At 29.7% G+C, this 21490-nt stretch carries 17 protein-coding genes, 6 tRNA genes and 1 riboswitch; of the genes, 2 read left to right on the forward strand and 21 right to left on the reverse strand.

All coding sequences use genetic code 11. The features are described from left to right. Nucleotides 1-102: 102 nt before the first annotated feature. From J1C67_RS03370 to recD2, 9 genes are all read right to left on the reverse strand, one after another. Nucleotides 103-2079 carry a TraB/GumN family protein gene (locus J1C67_RS03370; RefSeq protein ID WP_167865782.1) on the reverse strand — a complete coding sequence of 659 codons (1977 nt, stop codon included), beginning with the start codon at nucleotides 2077-2079 and terminating at the stop codon, nucleotides 103-105. A gap of 366 nt (nucleotides 2080-2445) precedes the next feature. Next, nucleotides 2446-2742 carry a nucleotidyltransferase domain-containing protein gene (locus tag J1C67_RS03375; protein ID WP_167865783.1) on the reverse strand — a complete coding sequence of 99 codons (297 nt, stop codon included), beginning with the start codon at nucleotides 2740-2742 and terminating at the stop codon, nucleotides 2446-2448. Nucleotides 2743-2747: 5 nt separating this feature from the next. Beyond that, nucleotides 2748-3194, reverse strand: coding sequence for an HI0074 family nucleotidyltransferase substrate-binding subunit (locus tag J1C67_RS03380; protein WP_167865784.1), 447 nt, complete (start codon nucleotides 3192-3194; stop codon nucleotides 2748-2750). A gap of 49 nt (nucleotides 3195-3243) precedes the next feature. Next, nucleotides 3244-4345 (reverse strand): peptide chain release factor 2 gene (gene prfB / locus J1C67_RS03385; protein WP_207253558.1). Its coding sequence is split into 2 segments (ribosomal slippage): nucleotides 3244-4272 and nucleotides 4274-4345, totalling 1101 coding nucleotides; the frame shifts between segments, so codons are not numbered across the junction. A gap of 146 nt (nucleotides 4346-4491) precedes the next feature. Next, the gene (secA, locus tag J1C67_RS03390) at nucleotides 4492-7005 is read right to left on the reverse strand and encodes a preprotein translocase subunit SecA (RefSeq protein WP_089968379.1); all 2514 of its coding nucleotides are present in this window, start codon (nucleotides 7003-7005) and stop codon (nucleotides 4492-4494) included. Nucleotides 7006-7297: 292 nt separating this feature from the next. Then, nucleotides 7298-7837, reverse strand: a complete 540-nt coding sequence (gene hpf / locus J1C67_RS03395; protein WP_167865786.1) for a ribosome hibernation-promoting factor, HPF/YfiA family — start codon at nucleotides 7835-7837, stop codon at nucleotides 7298-7300. A 247-nt stretch (nucleotides 7838-8084) separates the two neighbouring features. Then, the gene (locus tag J1C67_RS03400) at nucleotides 8085-8732 is read right to left on the reverse strand and encodes a ComF family protein (RefSeq protein WP_089968376.1); all 648 of its coding nucleotides are present in this window, start codon (nucleotides 8730-8732) and stop codon (nucleotides 8085-8087) included. Beyond that, nucleotides 8705-9721 (reverse strand): hypothetical protein, encoded by a 1017-nt coding sequence (locus tag J1C67_RS03405; RefSeq protein ID WP_167865787.1) that lies wholly within the window; start codon nucleotides 9719-9721, stop codon nucleotides 8705-8707. Before J1C67_RS03405 ends, J1C67_RS03400 begins: the two co-directional genes overlap by 28 nt. Before the next feature lie 27 nt (nucleotides 9722-9748). Further along, nucleotides 9749-11977 (reverse strand): SF1B family DNA helicase RecD2, encoded by a 2229-nt coding sequence (recD2, locus tag J1C67_RS03410; protein ID WP_089968370.1) that lies wholly within the window; start codon nucleotides 11975-11977, stop codon nucleotides 9749-9751. 113 nt (nucleotides 11978-12090) lie between these two features. On the opposite strand from recD2, the gene nagA reads away from it, so the two are divergent. After that, nucleotides 12091-13227 (forward strand): N-acetylglucosamine-6-phosphate deacetylase, encoded by a 1137-nt coding sequence (gene nagA / locus J1C67_RS03415; protein WP_167865788.1) that lies wholly within the window; start codon nucleotides 12091-12093, stop codon nucleotides 13225-13227. 175 nt (nucleotides 13228-13402) lie between these two features. Here nagA and metK read toward each other — a convergent pair whose 3' ends face one another. The 7 genes from metK to J1C67_RS03450 form a co-directional block, all read right to left on the reverse strand. Beyond that, a complete protein-coding gene (gene metK / locus J1C67_RS03420; RefSeq protein WP_167865789.1) occupies nucleotides 13403-14578 on the reverse strand; it encodes a methionine adenosyltransferase in 1176 nt (391 codons plus the stop codon). Between the two features lie 175 nt (nucleotides 14579-14753). Then, nucleotides 14754-14878, reverse strand: a riboswitch (SAM riboswitch). Between the two features lie 128 nt (nucleotides 14879-15006). After that, nucleotides 15007-15091 (reverse strand) — tRNA-Tyr (locus J1C67_RS03425). 5 nt (nucleotides 15092-15096) lie between these two features. After that, nucleotides 15097-15172, reverse strand: a tRNA-Thr gene (locus J1C67_RS03430). 18 nt (nucleotides 15173-15190) lie between these two features. Then, nucleotides 15191-15266, reverse strand: a tRNA-Val gene (locus J1C67_RS03435). 26 nt (nucleotides 15267-15292) lie between these two features. Beyond that, nucleotides 15293-15377, reverse strand: a tRNA-Tyr gene (locus J1C67_RS03440). A 7-nt stretch (nucleotides 15378-15384) separates the two neighbouring features. Continuing rightward, nucleotides 15385-15460, reverse strand: a tRNA-Thr gene (locus tag J1C67_RS03445). A 20-nt stretch (nucleotides 15461-15480) separates the two neighbouring features. Continuing rightward, nucleotides 15481-15565: transfer RNA gene (locus J1C67_RS03450), tRNA-Tyr, on the reverse strand. Between the two features lie 278 nt (nucleotides 15566-15843). Here J1C67_RS03450 and yyaC point away from each other — a divergent pair. Next, the gene (gene yyaC, locus J1C67_RS03455) at nucleotides 15844-16371 is read left to right on the forward strand and encodes a spore protease YyaC (RefSeq protein WP_089968361.1); all 528 of its coding nucleotides are present in this window, start codon (nucleotides 15844-15846) and stop codon (nucleotides 16369-16371) included. 93 nt (nucleotides 16372-16464) lie between these two features. Here the strand turns inward: yyaC and mreB are convergent, their stop codons facing one another. The 5 genes from mreB to murA all read right to left on the reverse strand — a co-directional run bounded on the left by mreB (nucleotide 16465) and on the right by murA (nucleotide 21443). Continuing rightward, entirely contained in the window at nucleotides 16465-17499 is a 1035-nt protein-coding gene (gene mreB, locus J1C67_RS03460) for a rod shape-determining protein MreB (RefSeq protein WP_167865790.1), read from the reverse strand. Between the two features lie 93 nt (nucleotides 17500-17592). Beyond that, the gene (spoIIID, locus tag J1C67_RS03465) at nucleotides 17593-17844 is read right to left on the reverse strand and encodes a sporulation transcriptional regulator SpoIIID (protein WP_089968355.1); all 252 of its coding nucleotides are present in this window, start codon (nucleotides 17842-17844) and stop codon (nucleotides 17593-17595) included. Between the two features lie 111 nt (nucleotides 17845-17955). After that, the gene (locus tag J1C67_RS03470; RefSeq protein ID WP_089968352.1) at nucleotides 17956-18672 is read right to left on the reverse strand and encodes a M23 family metallopeptidase; all 717 of its coding nucleotides are present in this window, start codon (nucleotides 18670-18672) and stop codon (nucleotides 17956-17958) included. 162 nt (nucleotides 18673-18834) lie between these two features. Further along, nucleotides 18835-19869, reverse strand: a complete 1035-nt coding sequence (gene spoIID / locus J1C67_RS03475) for a stage II sporulation protein D (RefSeq protein ID WP_244980265.1) — start codon at nucleotides 19867-19869, stop codon at nucleotides 18835-18837. A gap of 314 nt (nucleotides 19870-20183) precedes the next feature. After that, nucleotides 20184-21443 carry a UDP-N-acetylglucosamine 1-carboxyvinyltransferase gene (murA, locus tag J1C67_RS03480; protein WP_089968350.1) on the reverse strand — a complete coding sequence of 420 codons (1260 nt, stop codon included), beginning with the start codon at nucleotides 21441-21443 and terminating at the stop codon, nucleotides 20184-20186. Nucleotides 21444-21490: the final 47 nt, after the last annotated feature.

Below are 21490 nucleotides of genomic sequence, written 5' to 3' on the forward strand. Positions count from 1 at the left end.
AAATAACAGACCAAAGATGTTGGTCTGTTATTTGTTTTACGATGATTTAAACCCTAATTACGATTTTTAAATATCATAATTAGGGTTTAAAATAATATTTTTCTAATTTTCTATTCTCTCAACTTTATAACCTTTATCTTCTAGCATTTTAGCTATTCCATCTTTACCTAAAATATAATCTACTGACATAGATATAAAGTAATTTTTATTATCCTTCATATATTGATCTATTTTTGATTCATATAATTTATTTTGATTAGTTAATATAATTTTATCATTCACTCTTATTATTTCAGTTAACTTATTTAAATTTCCCTTTTCGTCTTCCGATACAGTATATGGATTCTCTAAACACTCTTCTACTTTTTGTAAATCTCCTGTTTTCCATGCGTCTAATCCTTCTAAATACTTTTCTGACATCCTGTCAGAATATTGCATTAACTTAACGGATGCATCTTCTACTTCATTAGATACATTGTTATCCACTATACAACATTCATAAATATCATCCATACCTATTATAGGTTTTTTTTGCTGTTTAGCCCTATAACTTAAATAAGCATCAATTCCATATACTAGTGAATATTTATCATTGTTAATATTGTTAGTTATAATAATTTGACTACCAATCCTAGATCTTATCTTCTTATATTGATCTATATTACCGCCTTGTTCCTCTACTTTTTCCTCCATTATTTTCATAGCTTCAGGAGTAATATGTTTATCTAAAGAATCTCCCTCTTCATACATCATTATTTTTCTAAGTTTCTCTCCATCTAGGCCAGCATCATTAAATTGTATAAGTAATCTCTCCGAATTTTTAAATGCTTCTTCAACAACTGGTGCTAGCGGATACATATCTTTTGTTCCAATCATGGAATTCCCATATAAATACATACTGCTATCTTCATCCGAAATCTTCCATAATAGACCCACTATATTAGAAGTTGGTGCATCATCTGCAACATTTATTACATATGGATTCCCTTCTCCCTGAGGTGCTGAATTCAATTTTACTCCAACAAATATAAACAACATCGCTAATGCTAATGATCCAATTGCAAATGTTAACTCTTTCTTTTTATTTGTTGCCTCTGGCTTAACTCTCCTATTTGCAATAAAATATGCAACACAAACCGAAAGTAATGCTACTACTATAAAGTTTACAACACTATTAGTCCCTAGAAACCTTGTATACATAAACATACTCATCATTATAAGTTCATGAACACAATATATCCAAAGACTCATATTCCTAAAAAGATTTGAATTTCTATCACTTATATTTATTTTACATTTTAATGCCCATATAAATATAAATGGCACTAGCAATGCTAATGAAATATATATATTATAATCCGCTGGTATTTTATTTATAATTAAAGTATAAGCTTCAAATCCAAGAATCAGTGAAAATATTGCCATAAATATTATTGGTTTTTTAACCTTTACATCTAAACTATATTTATTTATTAAAGCTCCTATTGTTATAAATGGTACACCAACGCACAACCCATTTCTTGTAGCATCAAATATAAATTTATATGCATTTACTATAGCTTCTAGAGGTGTTCCTTGAATTAAACCAAAATAACTATCTCCCATTAAACCTACTGCAAATAAAATTATACTTATTCCTATTAAAGGTCTTATCCAATTTTTCTTCAAAAATAAATAAACAAATGATATAGATAAAATTAATGCTGGAAAATACCACAGACTTAGTGCAAATCCATTTGCATAAATTGCTTTTAAATATCCAAAACCTCCATTAATCATACTTGTTGCCGTTTGAAATAATAAAACTAAATATAAACTATTAAATATTACATATATAATTAATAGTTTTTTAATATATCCCTTTAAATAACCTTCTCTACTTCCCATTTTCATATAGAAGAAATAACCTGCTGCTATAAAGAAGAATGGTACTGCAATTCTTGCAATTACTAAACTTAAAGTTGCATTTGCTCCTTCTCCTAGAGACCTAAATGCCGAAGTGTGAATTGTAATAACTAAAATTGCACAAATAAACTTCATAATATTGACCATCTGATATTTTTTAACTTCACTTTCCATGATATCCCCCTCAATTCTTCTAAAATATTCTATTAGCTTATTATTATTTACCCAATTTTTTCTAACTTATGAGCCTCTCACCCTTTTAAATAATCTTCTAATGCATTGTAAAATAACAAGAATACTGGTCTATTATTTATTGGGCGATGCCTAAAATTCACAAAACCAATATTTCCCAATCAATATACTAATTATAACCTATTTAGTGATATTTGTTAATACTTTATTTGGATTATTTTACTATTTAACCTAAGAATGTTAACTCTATTGAAAAATAAATATTTATATACTCGAAAATACATACGCCACGCTTCTTTAAATAATTCTCAACTATATTTTTATAAGAAAAAGAGATAGCATAAAATTTTATACTATCTCTTTTTCATATATAATTATTCCATCTCTCTTAATTTGATTTTCTATTTCTTTATTTAAAGAACCTATAAAAACTATATCACAAGAGTAAATTCCTATTACATCATTAACTTCATCAACTACGGTACCTCTATAATTTTCTAAACACTTAATACAAAGATCTATATCTGAATTTGCATTCTCTGTTCCTTTTGCCCTTGAACCAAAAATAACTACTTTTTTTATTTTATTATTATTTTCAAAGTATCTAATTAAGCTCCTATATACCTTTTCATTTATTCCATACATAGCTATCACATCACCTTATACGAAATATTTTTTAATAATTCTTCTATGGCATATATATATACTTCAATTATTCTATTTTTAATATCTTCATAATCTTTCTCATCATAAACATGAGCTGTAGAATTCCTAGATAACAATATTTCATTCCAAATATCTATATCATGTATTAAGCCTTCCTTATATGCTTGTTTATAACAACCTCTAGGATTGTTAATATCTAATCCTGACGCTTTGAAAATTTTAGATAATAACTTCCAAGATAAATCTTCTAAAGTTTCATACTTTTTAATTATTGAATCTCTATATACCTCTGTTGTTATTTCATCTGGACTATCAATTTGTTTAAAATTATCTCTAATATTCTTTAAATGATTTAACATTCTAAAAGTATAATTATAAGTTAACTTTATTGATTCATTATATTTATCTAATATTCCATTTGCATTATCCATAACATTTGTCCCCTCTAATTTATATATATAATTATATCCAATCTCTTTATTAATTTTCTAAATTTAAATAAGCTATTATAAAGTTATCTATATCACCATTCATAACTGCTCCTAAGTTTCCTGTTTCTTCGTTTGTTCTATGGTCTTTAACTAAATTATATGGATGGAATACATATGAACGTATTTGACTTCCCCAACCCATATCTTTAAGCTCTCCAGTTAAATCTTCTATTTTTTCTTTATGTGCTCTATCTTTTAATTCTATAAGCTTTGATTTAAGCATTTCCATAGCTGTATCTTTATTTGAATATTGGCTTCTTTCATTTTGACATTGCACAACTATTCCTGTTTTTATATGAGTTATTCTAATTGCTGATTCTGTTTTATTTACATGTTGCCCACCAGCTCCACTAGCTCTAAATGTGTCTATTTTTAAATCCTCTGGTCTAATTTCTATATCTTGATTTTTAGTTAACTCCGGTAGTACTTCAAGTGATGCAAATGAAGTTTGTCTTTTTCCATTTGCATTAAAAGGTGATATTCTAACTAATCTATGTATTCCTTTTTCTGCTTTAAGATACCCATAAGCATACTCACCTTTAACTTTAAGAGTTACACTTTTTATACCAGCTTCATCTCCAGCTAATATATCAACAGTTTCAACTTTAAAGCCTTTTTTTTCACACCATCTTGTGTACATTCTAAGTAACATCTCTGTCCAGTCGTTAGCATCACTACCACCAACTCCTGTATGAAGAGTTAAAATAACATTATTTTTATCATATTCTCCTGATAATAATGTTTGTATTCTATATTCTTCTACTTCCTTTTCAATAGCTTTTATTTCTGTAATAATTTCTTCAGCTGAAGTTTCATCATCTTCTTCCATTAATTCTGCTAAAACATCTATATCTTCAACTCTTGATTCTAGTGATTCTTGTTTTTCTAGTTTATCTTTAAGACTTTTCGATTCTTTCGTTATCTCTTCTGCTCTTTTTATATCATCCCAAAATCCTTTTTCTTGCATTTTCATTTCTAACTCTTCAATTTCATTTTCTAATCTTCCCTTGTCAAAGTGAAGCCCCCATTTCTTTTATACTATTTTTTATATCATTAAGCTTTAAAAGCTCTGCTTCTAATTTAATTATCATTTAATCACGTCCTATTCTTATTTATTTGGTGATTCCTAAATTCTGCATGTCTGTATTATTGACATTCAGATACTTTAATATTTATAACTCTATTATATATAAAAGAGTGCCCTAAGGCACTCTTTTTTATTAGCTATAAAAATATCTTATGCTTCTCTTCCACAACAATTTTTATACTTCTTCCCACTTCCACATGGGCAAACTTCATTTCTGCCTACTTTATTATCATTTTTAGCAGGTTCTTTCTTTAAACTTTTATCCTCTTCTCCATGAGTTGCTGTAACTTCTTCAGCTACTCTTTCTCTTTCAACAGGTTTCTCTGCTTGAACATGGAATAAGAATTTAACTGTTTCTGCCTTAATTCCTTCTATCATTTCTTCAAACATTGAGCTACCTTCCATTTGGTAAGCTTGAACTGGATCTACTTGTCTGTAAGCTCTAAGCCCTATACCTTGTTTTAAATGATCCATACTATCTATATGAGACATCCACTTTTGGTCAACAACTCGTAATAGAATAACTCTTTCTATCTCTCTTAATCGTTCTTCACCAAATTCTAATTCTTTACCTCTATAAGCATCCATACTAACTGATAATAACTTCTCTATTGTTTCTTCAATTGATAAGTCTACTATATTTTCTACTGTAATACTCCCATGAGGTAAACATATATCTTCTAAGTATTTAATTAACTTACTTATTTCTACTTCATAATTATCCTCTTCTCCGATTAAATGAGCATTAACAGACTCTGTAACTAATTCGCTTATCATTGATTCGATTTGTTCTTTCATATTTTGACCTTCAAGAACTTCGCCTCTTTGTCTGTATATAATTTCTCTTTGCATATTCATAACATCATCATAACCAATAAGTGTTTTTCTTATTTCGAAGTTATTTCCTTCTACTTTCTTTTGAGCATTTTCAATAGTCTTAGTTAATATTTTATGATCAAGAGCTACATCTTCCTCAAGTTTTAATTTTTCCATAACACCTTCTAATCTTTCTGATGCGAATATTCTCATTAAATCATCTTCAAGTGAAATAAAGAATATTGATTCACCAGGATCTCCTTGACGACCAGCTCTACCTCTTAATTGATTATCTATTCTTCTTGCTTCATGTCTTTCTGTACCTATTATCTTAAGTCCACCTACTTCTATAACACCTTCACCAAGCTTAATATCAGTTCCTCTACCAGCCATATTAGTAGCTATTGTAACCATTCCAAATTCTCCTGCTGTGCTAACTATTTCAGCTTCTTGTTCATGATATTTAGCATTAAGCACTCTATGTTTTACATCTCTCTTCTTTAAAAGAGCAGATACGTATTCTGACTTTTCTATGCTTACTGTACCAACTAAAACTGGTTGACCAATGTTATTAGACTTTATTATTTCTTCAACTATTGCATTATATTTACCATTTTGATTTCTATAAACTAAATCTAGATTATCTAATCTTGCTACTTCTCTATGAGTTGGAATCACAATAACATCTAAATTATATATTTCTCTAAATTCATTTTCTTCTGTTAATGCAGTACCTGTCATTCCTGATAATTTTTTGTACATTCTAAAGTAGTTTTGGAATGTTATTGTAGCTAGAGTTTTTGATTCTCTTTCTATTTTAACGGCTTCTTTAGCTTCTATAGCTTGATGAAGACCATCTGAATATCTTCTACCTTCCATAAGTCTTCCTGTAAATTCATCAACTATAATTACTTGACCATCTTTAACCATATAGTCTTTATCTATTCTCATGCTATAGTTAGCTTTTAATCCTTGAGTTATATAATGTTGTAACTCTAAATTTTCAGCATCAGCATAGTTTTCTATTCCAAAAGTTTTTTCTGCTTTTTCAATACCTTCATCAGTTAACATTACAGCACTTGCTTTTTCATCTATTGTGAAGTGTTTATCTGCTACCAATTGTTTAACAAAATTATCTGCTACATTATAGAACTTAGTTGATTTATCTCCAGCACCTGAAATTATAAGTGGTGTTCTAGCTTCATCAACAAGAATAGAATCTACTTCATCTACCACTGCAAAATTTAAGCCTCTTTGAACTTTTTCTTCTTTAAATATAACCATGTTATCTCTTAAATAATCAAATCCATATTCATTATTGGTTCCATAAGTTATATCAGCGGCATATGCAGCTCTTCTTTCTTCTTGAGTAACACCATGAACAATAACACCTGTTGTTAAACCTAAGAATTCATATAATTTTCCCATCCATTCCTTATCTCTTTTTGCAAGATAGTCATTTACTGTTATAATATGAGCTCCATTTCCTGAAAGACCATTTAAATATATTGGTAGCGTTGCAACTAATGTCTTACCTTCACCAGTTTTCATTTCTGCTATTCTTCCTTGGTGTAATACCATTCCACCAATTAATTGTTCTCTATAATGTTTCATTCCAAGAACCCTCATTGAAGCTTCTCTACATACTGCAAAGGCTTCAGGGAGAATATGGTCTAAAGATTCACCCTTGGATATTCTTTCTTTAAACTCTATTGTTTTTCCTTTTAAATCTTCATCTGAAAGTTTTTGCATACTTTCATCTAAATCTTCAATTTCTTTTACTACTGTTAAAAGTCTCTTTACTTCTCTTTCACTATAAGTCCCAAATACTTTATCTAAAAATCCCATATTTAATTCCTTCCAATCATATCTATATTTTATTTTTTTTATTATTACTTCTTTATATTTATAAATTATACCATTCATAGCCTTATTAATTCAACAAAATAACATAATATTAACTTTAAATAAGTAAATTTTTGTAATTATCCTAATATTTTTTTAATTTTTATAAGATAATATGAATAAATTACATCCAAATTAAAATTTAATATTAAATTACAATATATTAATCTTCTTCAAATCAAAAAGAAGTCTCTGTAAATAGAGACTTCTTTTTGATTTTATTATTTCAAATACCTTAACTATATTGAGGTTCTAACAAACCATAATTTCCATCTTTTCTTTTATATATAACACAAATACTAGCTTCATCGATATCTTCATATATAAAGAAACTGTGTCCAAGTAACTCCATTTGTAAAATAGCCTCTTCTGATGACATTGCATTCGTACAGAATTTTTTCATTCTTACAATGCTTGGCTCCTTCTCATTAGCGTCATCGTCTCCAACAGCTACTTCATCAATATATGGGAATTTAAGTGATTCCATACTTCGTCTTGCTAGTTTAGTTTTTTGTTTTCTAATTTGTCTTTCTAACTTTTCTTCAACTATATCAATAGATTTATACATATCATCAGTAGCTTCTTCTCCTCTTAGGATAACTCCATTAAAGGGTATTGTAACTTCAAATATGTGTCTGTTTTTTTGAACTGTAAGTTTAGCTCTTGCTTCTACATGCGGTTCAAAATACTTATCTAATTTTGAAATCTTTTTTTCTACCATTTCCTTTAACGCCGGTGTTAATTCGATATTTTTTCCTATTATTGATATTCTCATAATAAGGTCAACCCCTTCCTTTTCGCTCTAATCTTTGATTAGGAGATTTCAAATTTTTGATATGTTTTCTTTTCTTGTTTATATTCTACTACCTTTTATTTAAATATACAAATGTAATTTTGTTAATTTTCTGAATATTTCGTGCATTTTTCTCTATAACCCTCTTAATAGCTTTGTTTTTTATTAATTCACACTAAAAAATACTAATTAAAACTTATAATATTTTATGGAATTTAAAGGCTATAACTTATATAAAACTTTGAGCAACAGTCACTATATTTATTGTTTTAGCTCCATATTTTTTTAATATTTTTTCACATTCTAAAGCCGTAACCCCTGTAGTTGTTACATCATCTATTAGAATAACACTTTTATCTACTATATCGATCTTCTTTATAATATCAAATGCATCAATAATATTTTTCTTTCTATCTTCTCTAGATAATGTTTTTTGTTCTTTTGTTTCTCTTACTTTAACTAAGGATTTTGAAATAGGAATATTATATCTATCAGCTACTTTTTTAGCTAATATCTCACATTGATTAAATCCCCTTTTTTTCATGGATTTTTTTGATAAAGGTACATACACAATAATATCGCACTTTAAATTATTATCTTCTATTATTTGGCATAAAAATTCACTTAAAATTCTTCCAGCTAAGTAATTTTCTTTATATTTAAATGATAATATTAAAGCCTTTAGTGGTCCTACATAGTACCCGTATGAAAAAACATTACTTTCACTTCTTAGTCGTTTAATCTTTTTAAAACATCTTGGACACAACCCAACATAGCCTTCTTCAAAACATGAAATACAAGTTTCTTCTGGAGGAAATATTATATCTAATATTCCATTTAATATATTTTTTAATAACGTAATAATCCCTTTTCCCATATCTTCTTATTGAAATCTCTAGATATTGTTTTAGATATTTCCATATCACTAGACACATCTCTTGATACCATTAAAACTTCTCCAGATTTCTCATTATCCTTTCCTGCTTCTGCGCATAAATATAATATTTTTTTATAAGAATAAAACCTATTATCAGAAAATAACATTACTATGTCTAAATTATTTATATTATGCAAGTAATGACCATAATAATTAGTTATTATAAATACTGATCTATCTTTAATATTCATAACCTTTTCTAATTCTCTTGTTGATTCACCTCTTGTAAAAGCAACAAGCTTTACATTTTCTACTTTAAGCATTTCATTATAATAGTCATATATTTTCTTAACTTTATCTAAAGTTGGTACATATATAGTAACCCGTCTTTTATTATCTCTAAACCATTTTAAATATTCATACAAAGCATATGGTATATCTTCTTCAAGATTTATTCTTGTTTTTATAATTCTTGGTTCTACAAATGGCCTCTTAGCAACTACAGATGAAAGGTCTAGTCTCTCTCCAATAGCTACTACTTTTTCTACCGAGTATATGATAATCCTTTTATTGTATAAATACATCCCTTCTACAAGTTCTATAATATTTTCTTTGCTCATTAAAGAAAACATACTTATATCATCAATTATACATAAATCATAATATCCTCTAATATTAATTATATTTTTAAAACTAGTAAATGTTATATCTAAATCAGCTTCTCCACTTTTTAAAAATTTATAGGTAACTTTATTATTTTTAAGTTTTATATTATTAATAAGCTCCCTATTTCCCAATTCTTCTCCCCATATATAAAGTATTTTACCATTTTGACTTATAACTTCACTAATTATACTAGAATATATTAAAGTAGTGTTGTAAGGGCTTGTGGTTACTGTAAGCACTTTCGACTGCTTTCTATACCATTGATTTATTTTAGTAACACAATTATTAAACTCTTTGTAATTAAGCATATTCTTATCCCTCATATTTATAGTTATTTATTCTACAATTCCTTATTCGCTTAAATTATCTCCTGCTGTTATTTCTAATATTCTATCTTTAAGAGATGAATATCTCTCACTGCTATTTGTATTATCAACCATATACTTTAGTGCTTTTGGCTTCCCTACAACTACAACTAATTCTTTAGCTCTTGTTATTCCTGTATAAAGTAAATTTCTATTCATTAAAAATGGTGAACCCATAAATGCTGGGGTAATCACTACTTTAAATTCACTTCCTTGACTTTTATGAATTGTTATTGCGTATGCTAAATCTAATTCATCTAAAGATATATAATCATAAATTACTTTTTTTTCATCATCAAAAATTACTATTACATTTTTATCATTTTCATTTATACTTTGGATAAATCCCATATCTCCATTAAATACGCCCTTACCTTCATTATCACCATAGCCATTAATTCTAAACCACTCAATTTGATAATTATTTTTAGTTTGCATAACCTTATCGCCTTCTCTAAAAACAATTTCCTTTATTTCTTTTTCTTTTTTACTTGATGATGGAGGATTTAAACTCTCTTGAAGCTTATTATTAAGGTTTTGAACTCCAAGTATTCCTTTTCTCATAGGTGTTAATATTTGAATATCTTTTAACTTATCTAAACTTGGATTAAATTTAGGTAACCTTCTATTTATTAAATCTATTATTGTATCTAGTATTTCATCATTATCTTCTTTGTGATCAAAAAAGAAATCTCCATCTTTTTTATTTAAACAAGGCATTTCTCCATTATTTATCTTATGAGCATTTGTTACAATCATACTTTCTTTCCCTTGTCTAAAAACAGCATTTAACCTAACAACTTTTATAAAATCACTTTCAATTAGGTCTTTTAGTACATTTCCAGGTCCTACAGATGGCAACTGATCTACATCACCAACTATAATAACTCTTGTACCTAGTTGAATTGCTTTAAGCAAGCTTTGCATAAGCATTATATCTATCATAGATGCCTCATCTATAATTATTACATCTCCTTCTAGTGGAGAGCTCTCCCCTTTTCCAAAGAATGATTTATCATCATCACTTGTTCCTACTTCTAAAAGTCTATGTATTGTCTTAGCTTCTCTTCCCGTTGATTCTGCCATTCGCTTTGCAGCTCTACCTGTTGGTGCTGCAAGTAAAACCTTCATATTATTTTTTTCATAAATTTCAATTATAGATTTTATTATTGTTGTTTTACCTGTTCCAGGTCCACCAGTTATTATTTCAATTCCATTATCAAAAGCCCCAATTATAGCTTCTCTTTGAGCTTCTGCAAATTCTATATTATTATCTTTTTCAAATTGTTCAACTTCAAACTCTACATCTGTATTAATAGTTCTAAAGTTTTCTATACTTAATGTAATAATTTTATTAGTTACGCCAAGTTCGCAATAATAATATGGTAATGAAAATACAGCTTCCACATCATTTATTTTTTCTATTTTAATTTTATTTTCTAAAGTTGCATTATATATGTTCTCTTCTATAAGTTCTTTTGTTACGTCTAAAACATTAACAACTTCCTTAATCAATTCATCCTTTGGCATATATGTGTTTCCTGCTAAGGAAAATTGATTTAATACATATTTAATTCCACTTTGTATTCTAAAATCTGAAGTACTTTCAATCCCTATATTTTTAGCTATTTTATCAGCAGTCATAAACCCTATTCCTGATATTTCATCACTTAAAATATATGGATTCTCAGAAACTATATCTTTTGACATTGGTCCAAATTTTTTATATATTTTTATACATTGATTTGGTGTCATTCCATGTCCTTGAAAATGAATCATTATATCTTTTAAATCTTTTTGTTCTATATAAGATTCATATATTATTTCAAATTTCTTTTCTCCTATGCCCTCTATTTCTTTTAACCTCTCTATATGATTATCCATAATATCTAGAGTTTTATCTCCAAATGCTGCTACTATTTTTTTAGCAGTAACAGGTCCTATACCATGTACAACTCCAGTACTTAAATATTTAACTATTCCTTCTATTGAATCTGGAAGAACTTCTTCGCACTCTTCCACTTTAAACTGTCTTCCAAATTGCTTATGAAGCATCCATTGACCTTTTAACTTTACATGTTGGCTCTCTTTTAAAAACGGTAATATACCAACTATAGCTATTATTTCTTTATTAATTTCTACTTTAGCAACTACATATCCAGTATCATCGCTTTTAAATAGTATAGATTCTACTAATCCACTCAGAACTTCCATATTATCTCTCCAAATCTTATATTGATATTTTAATCTTTAACTTTTTATTATATAATTATAACATAGAAGAAAATTTAAAATTCATTTAGATGAAATAATTTCGGAGGTGTATTATGTTAATAAAAAACTGTAATGTTATTTACTTAGATAAAATTGAAAAAGGTTCTGTTTTAATTGAAGATGGAAAAATAAAAGAAATTAACCCCACTAATGAAATCTCTACTGAGATTATCGATGGAAAAGGTCTTTACCTTTCACCTGGATTTATAAACGTTCATATTCATGGTGCTGCAGGTCACGATACTATGGATGGAACATTTTTAGCTATAAATGAAATATCTAAATCTATAGTTAAAAATGGAACAACCGCTTTTACTCCAACTACTATGACTGTATCTATAGATGCTATAAAAAAATCTATGGAAGTTATAAAAGAAGCTAAGCTTAATGGAACTGATGGCGCTATAGTTTTAGGAGCTCACTTAGAAGGTCCTTTCATAAGCCCTTCTGCTATCGGAGCTCAAAACCCTAATTATTTACAAAAACCTGATATTAATACATATATGAAAATGGTAGGTGATTGTGAAGATGCAGTAATATCTATAACTGTTGCTCCTGAGGTTTGTGGTGCTAAAGAATTAATTAAAGAATTAACCTCTAGAGGAGTTGTTTGTTCAATTGGTCATACAAAGGCCACTTATGAAGAAGCCATGGAAGGTATAAAATGTGGTTGTTCTCACTCAACTCATTTATTTAACGCTATGACACCTTTTGCTCATAGAGAAGCTGGTGTTGTTGGTGCTATATTCGATAGTGAAATTACCACTGAAACTATTAGCGACGGTATTCATATTTCATACCCATCACTTCGAATTGCTTATAAACAAAAAACTACAGATAAAGTTTTACTTGTAACTGATTCTATGATGGCTTGTTGCATGCCAGATGGTATGTATTCATTAGGTGGGCAAGATGTTATAGTTTCTAATGGAGCTGCAAGGCTTACTAATGGTTCATTAGCCGGTTCAATCTTAACTTTAGATAAGGCTATTGATAATGTTAATAAGAACACAGATTTACCTCTTTTCGAAATTGTTAAAATGGCAACATTCAATGGTGCAAAACACTGCAGAGTAGATGATAAAAAAGGTCTTATTAAAGAAGGTTATGATGCAGATTTAGTTTTATTCGATGAAAATATTGATGTTAAAACTGTAATCATTAACGGTAAAGTTGTTCATACCGCTTAATATTAATAATTCTCTATAAGGGATTTGAAGTAATAATAGACTATCAAATTGGTGTATTATTTTTTTTGAAAGTGTCTTATTTAATCCACAGTTATTCTATTAAATAAGATATAACTCACAAAAAGGTCCACTAGCTTTCGCTAATGGACCTTTTCTTAAGCTTCTCCAAATAAATTTAGATATACTTCTTAATTTCTTCAACTTTATTAAGTTGTTCCCATGGAAGGTTTAAATCTAATCTTCCAAAATGACCATATGCTGCTGTTTGCTTATATAATGGTCTTCTTAAGTCTAAATCTCTTATTATAGCTCCCGGTCTTAAGTCGAATGATTTTTCAACTATAGCTACTATTTCTTCTTCTGTTTTCTTACCTGTACCAAATGTTTCAATACCTATTGAAACTGGTTTAGCAACTCCTATGGCATAAGCTAATTGTATTTCTAGCTTATCTGCAACTCCTGCTGCTACTAAGTTCTTAGCAACCCATCTAGCTGCATATGCTGCTGATCTATCAACCTTAGTTGGATCTTTTCCTGAGAAAGCACCACCGCCGTGTCTTCCATATCCACCATAAGTATCAACAATTATCTTTCTTCCTGTTAAACCTGAATCTCCTTGAGGTCCACCAATAACAAATCTACCTGTTGGGTTTATATAATATTTAGTAGCTTCATCTAATAAATCAGCAGGCACAACTGCTCTTATTACATATTCCATTAAATCCTTCTTAATTTGTTCTTGAGACACTTCTGGACCATGTTGTGTTGATATTACTATTGTATCTATTCTAACAACCTTATTATCATCATATTCAACAGTTACTTGTGTTTTACCATCTGGTCTAAGGTAATCTAACGTACCATTCTTTCTTACTTCTGCTAATCTTCTTGATAATCTATGAGCCATAGCTATCGGTAGTGGCATATATTCTTCGGATTCGTTAGTTGCATAACCAAACATCATTCCTTGATCTCCAGCCCCTACTGCTTCAACATTATCCTTTTCACCAGCTCTTGATTCAAAGGCTTCATCTACTCCCATTGCTATATCAGATGATTGCTCATCTATTGAAGTTAAAACTGAACATGTTTCAGCATCAAACCCATATTTAGCTCTGTCATAGCCTATTTCTTTTACCGTTTGTCTAACTATCTTTGGAATATCAACATAACAGTTAGTTGATATTTCTCCCATTACTAATACCATTCCTGTTGTTACTGCGGTTTCACAGGCAACTCTAGCATTTGGATCTTGTGCTAATATACTATCCAATACAGCATCTGAAATTTGATCACACATTTTATCCGGATGTCCTTCTGTTACTGATTCTGATGTAAATAATCTTTTCATCTTATTTCTCCTCTCTTATTGTTTATATTAATTCTATATCAGCTACATTTATTACTTTGGGAATATTTAAAAAACTACAAGATTAGTAATAGTCTATTTTTTATTATATGTCTTTTTGAATTTGGACAATAAAAAAAACCTCTTCCATAAGAAGACGCTCATAATTATAAACTCTTTCTTATCTTGCAGAATCTCTGCAGGAATTGGCACCACGCTTTAATAATCAATTGTATAAATTAATTATATTAGTAGGTTGCCGGGTTTCACAGGGCCCATTCCCTCCACCTCTCTTGATAAGAATCAATATTAAATTTTATATGCGATGATTATATCACTTTTGTTTTTGTTAGTCAATATTAAAAATATCCTTATAATATTTAGAAAACTTTTAAAAAATAAAAAAAGCAAGAGATAAACTCTTGCTTTTTTGGTGGAGAATGGTGGATTTGAACCACCGAAGCGATACGCAACAGATTTACAGTCTGCTCCCTTTGGCCACTCGGGAAATTCTCCGGATTTGGAGCTAGTAATAGGACTCGAACCTACGACCTGCTGATTACAAATCAGCTGCTCTACCAACTGAGCTACACTAGCATATTAATATCAAGGTATTGGTGGGAACAACAGGGTTCGAACCTGTGACCCTCTGCTTGTAAGGCAGATGCTCTCCCAGCTGAGCTATGCTCCCATGCATAATTTTCAAAATAATAAAATTGGTGGAGAATGGTGGATTTGAACCACCGAAGCGATACGCAACAGATTTACAGTCTGCTCCCTTTGGCCACTCGGGAAATTCTCCGATTTTATGGAGCTAGTAATAGGACTCGAACCTACGACCTGCTGATTACAAATCAGCTGCTCTACCAACTGAGCTACACTAGCATGTTAAAAAAGTTAAAAAATGGTGGAGAATGGTGGATTTGAACCACCGAAGCGATACGCAACAGATTTACAGTCTGCTCCCTTTGGCCACTCGGGAAATTCTCCATATTTAACTTTCACTGCCTTGGATTTGTTTTTACAAACTCTCCGCTGACAATGACTAGTATATAATCATTTCTAATATATTTCAAGTCCATAATTACCCTTATGGCTTGATTATAGCTAAACACCTCTATATAGCTAAGTAATCCCTCTATTTATTACCAATATCATTCTTCTACGCTTCTACTTATAAAACAATTGTCACACTTTTCTTTTTTTACACATATTAATTATAATATGTGCATAACGCACATATACATTATGCATAGGAGGTGTGGCACTTGGTTAAACGAAAAATTAATTATAAATCATCTTTAGCTTACTCTGATATTGCTGTCTTTGTTAAAGATTATATTTCCGAGAATACAGTAATAGTTTGTATTGGAACTGATAAATGTATTGGTGACTGTCTAGGTCCATTAGTTGGCACCTTTTTAAAAGAAAGTTTTTTTCCGCTACCTGTTTACGGTACCATTGAATCACCAATACATGCATTAAATATAGATAATCGTATTAACGAAATAAAAAAAATTCATCCTAATGCATCTATCATAGGTATTGATGCCTGCCTCGGAGATACTAAATCAATAGGTGAAATCCACACCAGGGACTATCCAATTCACCCAGGAAAAGGTGTTGGTAAGTCTCTACCTGATGTTGGAACTATTTCTATTATAGGTATTATTGATTCTAGCGATAGTTCTGATTTTTTTACATCTAGAAGTATACGTTTATATTTAGTAATGGAAATGTCTAAAGTTATTACTCACGGTTTAACCCATGCTTATAATTTATTTTTAGACGACTAATATTCTTTCTTATAAATAAAATACGGCTTAATTTAATATAAAAAATAAAAAAGTTTTCTATTATAAAACATAGAAAACTTTTTATTATGTAATTTAATCTATTAGAGTTATTTCTTGTCCTAGTAAGAATGAATCTAATTTATCTAGATATCCCAGCACTTGTCCAGTTCCTTCTACAACTGCTTCTACCGAATTACTAGCGACTGTTACTTGTACTCCTGTTTCGAACTCAATAAGCTTATCTAATCCATCTAATAAGGCTCCTCCACCAGTCATCAAAATACCTTTTTCAATAATATCTGCTGCCAATTCTGGTGGCGTTTTTTCTAATACAGACTTTACACTATCAACTATTAATGTTACAGATTCTAAAATAGCTTCTCTAATTTCTTCTGTTCTTATTTCTAATTTATCTGGTAATCCTGTTACTAGATTTCTACCTTTCATTGTTGTTAACAAATTTCTTGATCCTTTAAATGCAGATCCAACTGATATTTTTAAATCTTCGGCCGTCTTTTCACCTATCATTATTTTATATTTAGTTCTTATATATTTTATTATAGCTTCATCAAATTTATCACCAGCTACCTTAATTGAATCTCTAACTACTACACCACCTAATGATATCACTGCTATGTCAGTAGTTCCTCCACCAATATCTACTACCATAGAGCCATTAGGCTTGGTTATATCAAGACCAGCACCTATTGCTGCAGCTAGTGGTTCTTCTATAAGATGAACCCTTTTAGCCCCAGAATTCCTTGCTGCATCCATAACAGCTCTCTTCTCTACTTCTGTAGCTTGTGATGGTACACATACCATTACATTTGGAGTTGTAATTTTACCTTTACCACAGGCTTTTTTTATAAAAGCGTTAAGCATTTTTTCTGTTATATCATAATCAGATATAACTCCATCTCTTAAAGGACGAACTGCAACTATGTTTCCAGGAGTTCTACCTATCATTTTCCTTGCTTCTTCCCCAACCGCAAGTACTTTATTATTATTCTTGTTTATAGCAACTACCGACGGTTCTTTTAATATCACACCTTTTCCTTTAGCATATACTAATACGGTTGCTGTTCCTAAATCAATTCCCAAATCAGTCCCACTTTTCCAAAACCACATTCCTTTTCACTCCTATTTCCCCACTATTTTTTATAATATTATAAAGTTTTACATAATTAACTTCTATTAAATATTATATATGGAATGTGGTAATCAATCAATAGCTTTATACTTTAATTTAGTGGCTGTTCCACCTCTAATATGTCTTTCTGCCTTATTTATTTCTAAAATAGTATGAGTTTCTTCCGCTATTACCGGATTAATCTTTGGCAATCTTTCTGTCATGTCCTTGTGTATTGTACTTTTGCTTACCCCAAACACCTTTGCTGTTTTTCTTATTGTAGCTTTTGAATCAATGATGTATTGTGCTACTTCAAGTACCCGTTCTTCAATATAGTCCTTCAAAATGCTACCTCCTTACTTCGCTATAATTATTAATATGCGGCATTAAACCTTTAAATTCTTAACACCAGTCATTTTCATAAGAAAATGACTGATGAATTTTTTATTTTCTAACTATGCTTTATAGTTAAAATATTTAGTTGGATCCATTTGTTCATCCTTTGAATTTAGCACTTGAATATTTATATGTTCACCAAAATCTTTATTGCTAAATATCTTAGAGCTATCTCCAACCTTACCAATAACTGTTTCAGAAGTTACTTTGTCGCCTTTTTTAACTAAAATTGCTTTCTCTAAATTAGCATATTTAGTTTTTATCCCATTAGCATGAGTTATTATTATAAATGAGCCTTCTTCAACATCATTTGTAATAACTTCAACAACACCTTCAGCTGATGATTTTACCGGTGTTCCAACCTTAGTTTCTATGTCTATCCCTTTTATGTTTCTAAACGAACCATCTTTCATTTCCTTTGGTTTAGGATATGAAAATTCTCTAGCTATAGTTCCTTCAACAGGGTTTGTAAACTTGACTTCTGTAGTTGTTCCTGCTGCAACATTAACATCTTCTGCTGTTGTTGCATCAGCTACCCTTTCAGTTTCAGTTTCACTTTTAACCCTTTCAGCATTTTGCTTTTCTGTTGAAACATCATTGTTATCAACATTTAAAGAAAATTCCTGTGCAGGCTTTTTCGCTTGCTCTACTTTTTTATTGCTCTTCATAGTTACAGCTGCCACTGTAGCAACTATACATAAGCAAAAGAATAGAGCTACATAAAAACCTTCCTTTCTAAAAAAGTCTTTTACCTTATCTTTTTTCTTGTTGTCCATATCAACACCTCCTTTTTGTATTCTTGCCTTTTGTTTTAAAATAATACAGTTTATCTATTATTTATTTACACCAAATTTCTACATCTCATGTCGAAAGTTAGTAATTTTATATACAAATAAAAAACGCCATTATCTAAACGGCGTTTCAAATATAAAATATATTTATTTAAACTCTAAATCTACAATATCTACTCCTGTGTAATAATGTTTTAGTATATAATCATATTTCTGTCCCTCTTTTGCCATTACATTCGCACCCCATTGGCTCATACCTACACCATGGCCATAGCCCTTACAGCTAAATTTAACTTCACTTTCAGTTATTTCAAATTTAAAATTAGTCGAATTCAACTTTAATAACATTCTAAAATCTGTTCCTTTTATTTTTTCAGTTCCAATCCTTATCTCCTTAACTCCACCTGATTCACTTCTACTTATAATTTCGATATTACTCTTAATATTTTCCCTTGTAAGTCCAGCCTTATTATATTTTGTATTAATAATATTAATGAATTCATCAATGTTAATACTTAAATCTGTTTCAAATTTAGGCGCAATTTCTTCTCCACTACTTTCTGCTGAAACTAAATATGGTAAATCATTTGAGAATACATCAATAGCTTTTTCTGTTTTTCCTGAGCTTGTTGAAAAAAACTGTGGATACATTACTAACTCCCCATTATAACTCAAAACCTTACCTTTCGTTGCATCAACTGCTTCTTTGATTTTTTCCCAATTACCTTTACCGTCGGAACCTGCCCATTTTTCAATTCTACTTTCCTTATTCATATAAACCTGACAATGAATCGAATCACATATCTCCCCACCAGATGCCTTTTCACAAGGTTTAACCTTTTTAGTAGCAAGATAGGTTCTCGCAGCTATTGCTTGTGCTTTAAGGGCCTCTGTTTCAAAATTTGCAGGCATCTCACTTGAAACTACACTTATTATATATTCTTCTAAATCTACTTCTTCAACTTTATTCTCTGCAGTTATGAAAACTTTAACTGTAGATTCTCCATCTAATTGCACAGATGTATTTTTTGAAATTACTCCATCTTCAATTTTCGGTTTAGGATTTTCTTTGCTCGAAGCCTTTATCGCCATCATTGGCATGGCTATAGTTGCTATTATCACCACTATACTAACACCTAGTAATAACATTAATCCCTCTGGTAAATTTATATTTTTTTTCACAGCAATGCCCTCCTTTAATAGCTTGTACGATTAAATATATGTAACAATTTGATAAATATACTTTATTTTTTATTATATATTTTTAGACACTTGAAAAAAATAACAGACTATAAATTGGTGTATTATTTTTTGAAAGTGATATATTTAAATTTATTAAATATATTACTAATCAATGTATTTATATTGATTTTATTAATTCAATATAAAATTAAAGAACTTGGATTAATTCATCCAAGTTCTTTAATTTAAATAATTGATTTTTAAAAATAATTATTTAATATATTAATATTTTTTCAAATTCTTAAGCTAATATTTTATTTATCTACTCTATATATATCTGCACCTAATTTTCTAAACTTCTCTTCTATATTAGTATAGCCTCTATCAATATGATATAATTCTCCTATTTCAGTTTCTCCATGAGCTACAAGCCCTGCTAGTATCATAGCTGCTCCAGCCCTTAAGTCGGTAGCTTTAACTTCACATCCTGTTAGGTTACTTACTCCATCCAATATAGCCGTTCTACCATCAATTTTAATACTAGCACCCATTCTTACTAGCTCAGCTACATGCATAAACCTATTTTCAAAAACAGTTTCTGTAATTACGCTTGAACCTTCTATTAAAGACAATAAGCTCATCATTTGTGGTTGCATATCTGTTGGAAACCCTGGATACGGTAAAGTCTTAATATCTACCGGTTTTTTCTTCCCTGTGCCATCTACTATCATACTATCACCATTAACCTGAATTTTAACACCACACTCTTTCAGTTTTTCTATTGTTGGCCTCAAGTGTTCCTCATTTACTCCATTTATGGTTATAATACTATCAGTTATAGCTGCTGCTACCATAAATGTTCCAGCTTCTATTCTATCGTATATAGGTTTATATTCTATTCCCTTTAAGGATTCAACCCCTTCAATTGTTATTCTTCCAAGTCCTGCCCCTTCTATTTTAGCTCCCATTGAGTTTAGAAAATTTCCTAAATCCCAAATTTCTGGCTCTTCAGCTGCATTTTCTATAATTGTTGTGCCTTCTGCAAACACAGCTGCCATAAGAAGATTTTCTGTAGCTCCAACAGATGGAAAATCTAAATAAATTCTATTTCCTTTTAATTTTTTTGCTTTCGCTTCTATAAAACCATGCCCAATTTCTATTTCTGCACCTAAAAGTTTAAAGCCTTTCAAATGAAGATCTATAGGTCTACTTCCAATATTACAGCCTCCTGGCAATGAAATTTTACAACTTCCAAACCTAGCAAGCATCGGTCCCATTATTAAAAATGAGGCCCTCATTTTTCTTATTAAATCACTATTTGAACTTATTGGTTGTAAATTTGCTGTATTTAGTTTTAATTCTCCAGTTTCATGAGAAAAATCAACTTCACAATTTAAATCTTTTAATAAATTAACTAATACAGTTACATCTTCTAAAACTGGCGTGTTTTTAATTATTATTTCATTAGGACTTAAGATACTCGCTACTATTATTGGTAAAACAGAATTTTTCGCTAAACTAATATCTACCTCACCTTTAAGTTTCTTTCCACCTTTTATTACTATTTTTTCCATATTATCCTCCATCATAAATTGTTAGGCACTTGAAAAAATAATAGACT

It is taken from the genome of Clostridium gasigenes, from assembly GCF_017348895.1.
GTDB classification, from domain to species: Bacteria; Bacillota; Clostridia; order Clostridiales; family Clostridiaceae; genus Clostridium; species Clostridium gasigenes.